Source organism: Allobosea massiliensis, from assembly GCF_042655245.1.
Taxonomy (GTDB): domain Bacteria; phylum Pseudomonadota; class Alphaproteobacteria; order Rhizobiales; family Beijerinckiaceae; genus Allobosea; species Allobosea massiliensis.
Window position 1 is genome coordinate 1 of record NZ_JBHSLU010000108.1, and the last position, 6,415, is coordinate 6,415.

The 6,415-nt window shown below is 60.9% G+C and carries 6 protein-coding genes and 1 pseudogene; 5 read left to right on the forward strand and 2 right to left on the reverse strand.

Annotation, left to right across the window (positions count from 1 at the left end; genetic code table 11):
• Nucleotides 1-74: 74 nt before the first annotated feature.
• Nucleotides 75-452, reverse strand: coding sequence for a patatin-like phospholipase family protein (locus tag ACFPN9_RS26075; protein ID WP_377817886.1), 378 nt, complete (start codon nt 450-452; stop codon nt 75-77).
• A 137-nt stretch (nt 453-589) separates the two neighbouring features.
• Here ACFPN9_RS26075 and ACFPN9_RS26080 point away from each other — a divergent pair, with 137 nt between their 5' ends.
• From ACFPN9_RS26080 to ACFPN9_RS26095, 4 genes are all read left to right on the forward strand, one after another.
• A complete protein-coding gene (locus ACFPN9_RS26080) occupies nt 590-1,504 on the forward strand; it encodes a BrxR family helix-turn-helix transcriptional regulator (RefSeq protein ID WP_377817887.1) in 915 nt (304 codons plus the stop codon).
• Nucleotides 1,505-1,562: 58 nt separating this feature from the next.
• Nucleotides 1,563-2,246 carry a nucleotidyltransferase domain-containing protein gene (locus ACFPN9_RS26085; protein ID WP_067254029.1) on the forward strand — a complete coding sequence of 228 codons (684 nt, stop codon included), beginning with the start codon at nt 1,563-1,565 and terminating at the stop codon, nt 2,244-2,246.
• A gap of 188 nt (nt 2,247-2,434) precedes the next feature.
• A complete protein-coding gene (locus ACFPN9_RS26090; RefSeq protein ID WP_156450790.1) occupies nt 2,435-2,830 on the forward strand; it encodes a toxin-antitoxin system TumE family protein in 396 nt (131 codons plus the stop codon).
• Nucleotides 2,827-4,449 carry an HVO_A0114 family putative DNA-binding protein gene (locus ACFPN9_RS26095; RefSeq protein WP_082732797.1) on the forward strand — a complete coding sequence of 541 codons (1,623 nt, stop codon included), beginning with the start codon at nt 2,827-2,829 and terminating at the stop codon, nt 4,447-4,449. Before ACFPN9_RS26090 ends, ACFPN9_RS26095 begins: the two co-directional genes overlap by 4 nt.
• Before the next feature lie 162 nt (nt 4,450-4,611).
• Here ACFPN9_RS26095 and ACFPN9_RS26100 read toward each other — a convergent pair whose 3' ends face one another.
• On the reverse strand, nt 4,612-5,820 hold the full coding sequence (locus tag ACFPN9_RS26100; RefSeq protein ID WP_067254584.1) for an RHE_PE00001 family protein: 1,209 nt from the start codon (nt 5,818-5,820) through the stop codon (nt 4,612-4,614).
• Nucleotides 5,821-6,038: 218 nt separating this feature from the next.
• On the opposite strand from ACFPN9_RS26100, the pseudogene ACFPN9_RS26105 reads away from it, so the two are divergent.
• Nucleotides 6,039-6,415 (forward strand): annotated as a pseudogene (locus tag ACFPN9_RS26105) (hypothetical protein); the annotation flags it as partial.

The window sequence follows — 6,415 nt, forward strand, 5'->3', positions numbered from 1 at the left end:
ATCCCATCGTCAGCCTGCCAGCCGTGGCCGCCTGACCAGCCCGACCAAAGCCGGCACGCGGTGGCTCTGCGAAGCTACACCACCAGCAGGGACACGACCTTGTCGCCCTCGCGGACAAAACGACTACCTTGCGTAGCGCGGTAGATCGCGCTGCGCTTACCGGCAATCCGATGCGGGAAAATTTTCGGGCCGTGCTCCCGATAAAGCCCGACGATCTCGGTCATTGGCCGCCCGACGGCAAGCGCGCAGCCCACGATCGCGCCGGTGCTGGTTCCGGTGATGAGATCAAATCCTCGACCAAGATCGAGCGCCGATTCGCCTCTGATCCGGGCGAACTGATCGGTCAGGCGGCCGAGGAAGGCCGCCGTATAGATGCCGCGCATACCGCCGCCATCGAGGCTGAGCACACGGAACGGCCTCCTAAGCTGTTGATCTTCTTCGGACGCTTCCATGCAGACCATCTCGCTCCTTGACGCCGCGGTTGCCTTGCTCCCTACGTCCGTCCATATGATTTGGGGACGGCGTGCCATCACGTCAAGTAACTAGACGCGATGTTCTGATGAGAATCGCGTTTCTTGGAGGACAACATATGGAGGAGGGAAGCGAGCGGCTGCGCTGGGGGGTCCGCCGACGGCTCGAATTTATCGACTTCAGACTTTTCTGGGACGGCCGATTCAATCGCAGCGACCTGTCGGTCACGTTCGGCATCTCGGCACAACAGGCGTCGGCGGATATCGGGCAGTATGAGAAGATCGCCCCCAAAAATCTCCATTACGACCGCGCCGAGAAGGCTTATATCCGTGCCGAAGGTTTCGCGCCGGCATTCATAGGCGAGACGATTGAGCGCTACCTTCTCCAGCTAGTCGCTATCGAAAATCACTGGATGCGGCCCGGCGACACCTGGTTCGACGCCATTCCGCCGATCGAAGTCATCACCCTAGGCCGCAGAGCGACCGATCCGACGGTCTTGCTGCGCGTGCTGGACGCAATCCGCAAACGGCAAGAAATCGACATTGAGTACGCGTCGCTGACCGGCTCGGTTCAGCCGTCCCGGACGATCGCACCCCATGCCCTCGCCCACAGTGCCGGCCGCTGGTACGTGCGGTCATGGTCACGCGACCACAATGATTTTCGAGACTACAATCTCAACAGGGTAATTGCGGTCCTCGCCCACCGGCCTGCTACGGTTGACGTCGCACTCGATTTCGAATGGGTCCATAAAATCAATCTTGTCATTCGGCCGAATCCGGGCTTGCCGCCTGAGCGGCAGGCAGCCGTCGCCGCCGAGCACGCCATGACGGATGGCCGGCTCATACGGCCGTGCCGCTTGAGCCTCAGCTTCTACCTGATGAGCGAATACAATCTCGACGTCGAGCCGGGCGTGCTCAAGCCCGAGAAGCAGCAGATTGTTCTTCACAATCGCGACGAGGTCACCCAGGCGCGTGCCTCCTCGCGCCAGATGTCGATCGAGGGGCTCGCGCGCGCTTCACAATCGGTCCGATGATAGTGACGCTCCCGACAACTCGCACCTGCTGTCCCCGACTCTGGCGCGTGCATCGACCATGGCAATAGCGGCCACCATTCTGTTTGGAAGTCTTGCCCGCGGCGATCAGTCGGAAGGCTCCGACACCGATCTGCTGATAATCGATCTCGACGACGACACCCGTCACGTCTCGGTCGGTCACCTGTCGCTATTCGTCTATCCTTGGCGCCAACTGGCGCAGGACGCGCATAGCGGCGATCTCTTTGTTTGCCATCTTGTCCGCGAAGCGAGGGCGCTGATCGATCCTGACGGCTATCTCGAGAAGCTCCGAGATGCATTTCAGCTCAGGGCGAGCTATGCCGACGAGATCGGCCGGGCGGCAGACTTCGGTTGGTATCTCGTCCTCTATGGGGACGAACTTAACGCTTTGCTCCTGACGAAACGGGCTCTTTGGTGCATTCGAACGATCCTGATCGCCCGGAGCGCCGAGCGGCGCGATCCCGTTTTTGCCCCGCACCAGCTCGCGGAGGAAACCCAATCGGTTGCAGCGCGCGAGTTCCTGAGCCACCGGCACCATCCACGCGACGACGCCACGGTTCGTCAGGTGCTTCGCTTGTTCCTTGAAGCAGAAGGACTATCGGACGCCGCTCTCCTAAATGCCAGTCGCGAGACTTTTCTCCAACGGTTTTCCGCCACCGCCAACAAGGTAGCGTTGCAGACGCTCCATCAGGAAGACGACAGTCGAGCAGGTTATGTTGGCTAGCATGACCGACCAACTCGCATGGCTGCGGTTCGTGGCGATCTACCCCGCGATCCGATCCAGCGCTTCAACGACATCGGCGAGCGAGGCGCGTCCAACTTTTGAAAATAGCGTCCGCGTTGATTTCCAAGCGCGAATCCGTTGCCAATTGCCAATAAAGATCACTGTGACTGGAACTCCAGCCGCGTTCATTGATTTATATCACAGGTCGATATATGTTTAATGAGAGAGAGCTAGAGGGCCTGATCGACCAGGCGGGCGTGTTTGCCCTGACAAACGGATGGCAGCTCGTGATACGCGCAGAATGGACAATCGTCACGCCGCAGCGTCCTCATGGCCTTTCGTATGCGCTTATTTTGCAAGATCAGAAAGGGAATCGGCTACTCGGTTTCGACAACTCGCATGCTTATGACGACGCGCCACCGGACGCCCCATTCGACCATGAGCACCCTCCTGGCATGGTCAATCGTCGGATTAGATATGACTTCATCAGCGCCTCAACCCTGATTCAAGACGGCTTCGAGCGAGCTGCTACTTATTGTGAGTCAAAGGGTGAAGCGTTTGATTTTGTAGAGGAAAACCCATGAGTAACGTCATTTCCGGAAATGCACTGCGGGATCGCATCCTCGCAAAGCTCTCCGCGAAGGCGGAGCGGACCGAAGACAATCTGGATTGGCTAAAAGCCATATCTGTGCCTTCGCACCGCGAACTCTTGACCCTAATTGCCCAAGAGGAGCCGGGCTCGATCGGGCAGCTCGCAGAGCTTGCGGGCAAAGCACAGCCCAACGTGAGCCGTTCCCTAAGTGCGCTCGCTTCTGCGGGACTTGTGGAGATCGAAACGTCAGGGCGGGTTGCCATCCCGCGCCTCACGACGCTTGGGCTGGAAAAGCTCCAGCAATTCCGGCTGGTGCCTCAACCTGTGCCTTCTCCAAGAGTGGATGGCGAAGGAACGGACGGCCGCGCTTTTGAACTCGGGGTGTCTGCGTCCCCTGACACACCTGCTGTCCTGGACCGAGATTTTATCCAAGGTTCATTCACCTTGAATGCCCGAATTCGAGACGGAAGTTCATTTGAGGGGACGTACGATGTCGACATTGTCAAAGAGGTCGGACACCTCACTCATAATTGGTGGCGCGTCATCTATCGCGCCGATGCCCCATATCACGTCGGGGTGTTCAGAAGCACGCGAGGAAAGCTGGCTGCCTGCTCATTTAAGTCGACTGGTCGTAATGTCGAGGTGCTGCTGAGCCGCTCTGAACCCGATATGGCGCCAGCGGTCGCAGCCATTTTCTCGACCACCGATTTTGAGAATCTCCTGCTAGACTCGCTGGCGAAGCCAGTGGTCTTAATGCTGCGTTCACGGGGGCGCTACGATCGCCCACTTGAGTCCAATGTGAGCCAAATCGAAGAGACGCGATCTTACCCGAACGAGTATCAGTTCGCTCGGACCGCTGGAGCTCTTGGGTTGATCCCCACTGCCTTGTCGGAACAAGCCGCTGTCTCTGTGCGCGAGCTCGTCGAGTACATCGATGACGAGGATGTTCGGCTCGATTTCGCCTCTGCCGTGTTGGGGGAGGATTTGAATGCTGGTCGGGAATGGGTTGCGCGCGAGATGGAAGCCGCGGGGCAGGGAAACCGACTTCCGCGGCTTCCCGAATTGCGCAAGGAATGCCTGTTGTTAGCCAACATGGAGGCAAACCGCCCGTACAAGATTGGGATTTCGCTTGCGAAAGCCGTTCGGAAGAAGATTGGGTTGGCTTGCGATACAGCGTTTGGCGGCCTGAATGGATTGGCCAAGCAGATGGGCGCGGATGAGGGAATATCGCTTAGTTCGGATCCGCCTGGATCACTTCTCGCTTTTCAGGGCCTTAATAATGGCGAGCCGATACTACTGACTTCGGACAGAGGCCCTGTGGGATCGACATTCGTGATGGCCCGGGCAATTGGGGATTACATCGCGTATGGAAGCCGCAAATCGTGCGTCACGGAGCTTTACACGGAGCGCCAAGCCCTGGGTCGCGCCTTCGCCGCGGAGCTCCTCGCTCCTTCCGAAGCTATAATTTCGATGGTGCACAAGGAAGACAAGCCGATGAACGCGATCGCCCGCCATTTCGGCGTGGGGACCGAGGTCGTGCGTCGCCAGTACGACAACAACTCGCAGTTTGTGCGCGCGCCGTTCAACAATGGAATGTCAGCAAGCGCTTGATCTCCGAAATCGCGATTGCTCATCCTGCCGTGCAGTCGCGGCTTGTTGGGACGTTAGGTACCCGACCGAATGGCGCTCTACACTTGGCATCAGCGCCTGTGCTTCTCTGCTGGGAACGGCTACTCCGCCGTTCGATTGAGCGAGAGAATTTAGCGCGACGGATCACATGATCCCCCAGGCCCGGTAGCGCTTCCGGCCGGTGAGTTCGCGCGGCAGGCTGCCGCCGAGCTCCTTCAGCATCGCCTCGACCGCCTGCGGCGTCACTTTTAGCCGGGCCGCCGCGAGTTGCACGGTAACCAGCGGAGACGCGACGAACACGTCAACCAACTCCGCCAATTTCGAATTCCCCCGCCGGCCCTCACACCTCCGCAGCATCACGCTCCGCGCCAGCGAGAGCCGATCGAGATCGCCCTGCCCGAACGCCGCCGCCTCACCAAACGCGCCGAGCAGCCCCGCGATCCGGGAGTTGAGCGCCAAATGCGGGCTCCACCGAAACCGTCCCCGCCTGAGCCCCAGCCCAAGCGCCGGCAAATGCGCCGAACATAAACCCCGCTGGCGCAACACGGTCGCCGCGAACGCGAAGCCGAGTTCGCCCGCGCGGTCCGACGGCTCGAGCCAGAGCCAGGCATCGAGCGCGAGCGCGGCGGCAAGCGCGGCCGGCAGCCCCCTCCCCTCCTCCAGAATGGCGAGCCAGCGCGCGAACCGCCCGGCGGCGTCATAGCCGGGATCGCGCAAGGTCAGGTTTTTGCGACCCTCCTCGGAGGACAGATCGTTCCAGGCATCGAGCTTTTTTCGCGTCCGGACCAACAATGCGTCGATTTCGGCGAAGGCCGGATCGGCGTGATCGTCCTCCTCCTCTTCCTCAAGGTCGAGGGTATCCTCGTCGGCCTGGTCCTCCTCGTCGTCTTCACGATCGGTCCGGTCCCAGGGCGCTGCGAGCTGTTTCACGGTCCCCGACGGGGTCGTCGCCCTGCCAGGCCGACCTGGTTCCGGTGGCCCCTCGATCCCGAGCCGCAGTCGCAGGGCGCTCTCGCTCAAAATCTCGGCCGGCTCGCGCCGCGCCAGGCGCCGTCGTTCGTCGAGCATGGCGGCGGCCCGCGCGAGCTCGCGCGTCGGGCTGCGCACATCCATGCCGGCGTCGTGCAGGACGAGATCTTCGAGCGGGCACAGCCCGCCGGTGAGCCCAATCAGGGCCTGGGCTTCGAAGGCGTGGCCGCGCTGGCGTGCTCCTTCCCCCAGGACGGCCTCGGCGCGGAGCAAGCGCTCGTCGAAGCGAGCGAGCGCGACCGCCGCGGCCTCCGCGGCTGCGGCGCAGTCGCAAACCAGGGCTTGGCGCTGGGTGTGCGGGAGTCCGTACCTAATTGATTTCACATCCAGAGAACTATCACAGCCAATTTAAATAGCCATAAACTTGTTTCACATCGACATCATTTAGTACGTATCCATCACTATCGATAATTACCTCTTATCGATAGTGATGGACATAGCCTTGCAAATCGACGATTCTGGCGGTCCAAAAGCCCGCCGGCGACGTCAGCCGGGCCTCCGGTCGACGAGATCGGCCCTCGCAAGCCGCAGCAGGAGCGCCCGTGACCTCGACCTCCCTGCTCTCGGCCGAGACAGAAACGCGGCGCGCGCTGCAGCTCGACGCGCTTTCCGGCATCTTGCCGCTGGAGCGCCGCGATCAGCTGGCGCAAATCCTGACCGACGACGATGTCGCGACGCTGCGGCACCTGGCCCGCGAGGGCATGGGCGAAAACTCGCTGCGCGCGCTGGCCTCGGATCTGGCCTATCTCGAAGCCTGGTCGCTTGCTGCGACAGGGTTTGCCCTGCCCTGGCCGGCGCCGGAGGCGTTGGTGTTGAAATTTGGGTCTGACTCAGTTTCGCTGCACGTTGGGGCTGTTCTGACGCTGGTTTCCAGAAGGAATCAGCATGATGAAGCAGCGATTTCGGCCAGCCAGCCTGG

Coding starts and splice junctions, on each gene's coding strand:
- ACFPN9_RS26075 (WP_377817886.1), bottom strand. CDS start 452: ATGGAAGCGTCCGAAGAAGATCAACAGCTTAGGAGGCCGTTCCGTGTG.
- ACFPN9_RS26080 (WP_377817887.1), top strand. CDS start 590: ATGGAGGAGGGAAGCGAGCGGCTGCGCTGGGGGGTCCGCCGACGGCTC.
- ACFPN9_RS26085 (WP_067254029.1), top strand. CDS start 1,563: ATGGCAATAGCGGCCACCATTCTGTTTGGAAGTCTTGCCCGCGGCGAT.
- ACFPN9_RS26095 (WP_082732797.1), top strand. CDS start 2,827: ATGAGTAACGTCATTTCCGGAAATGCACTGCGGGATCGCATCCTCGCA.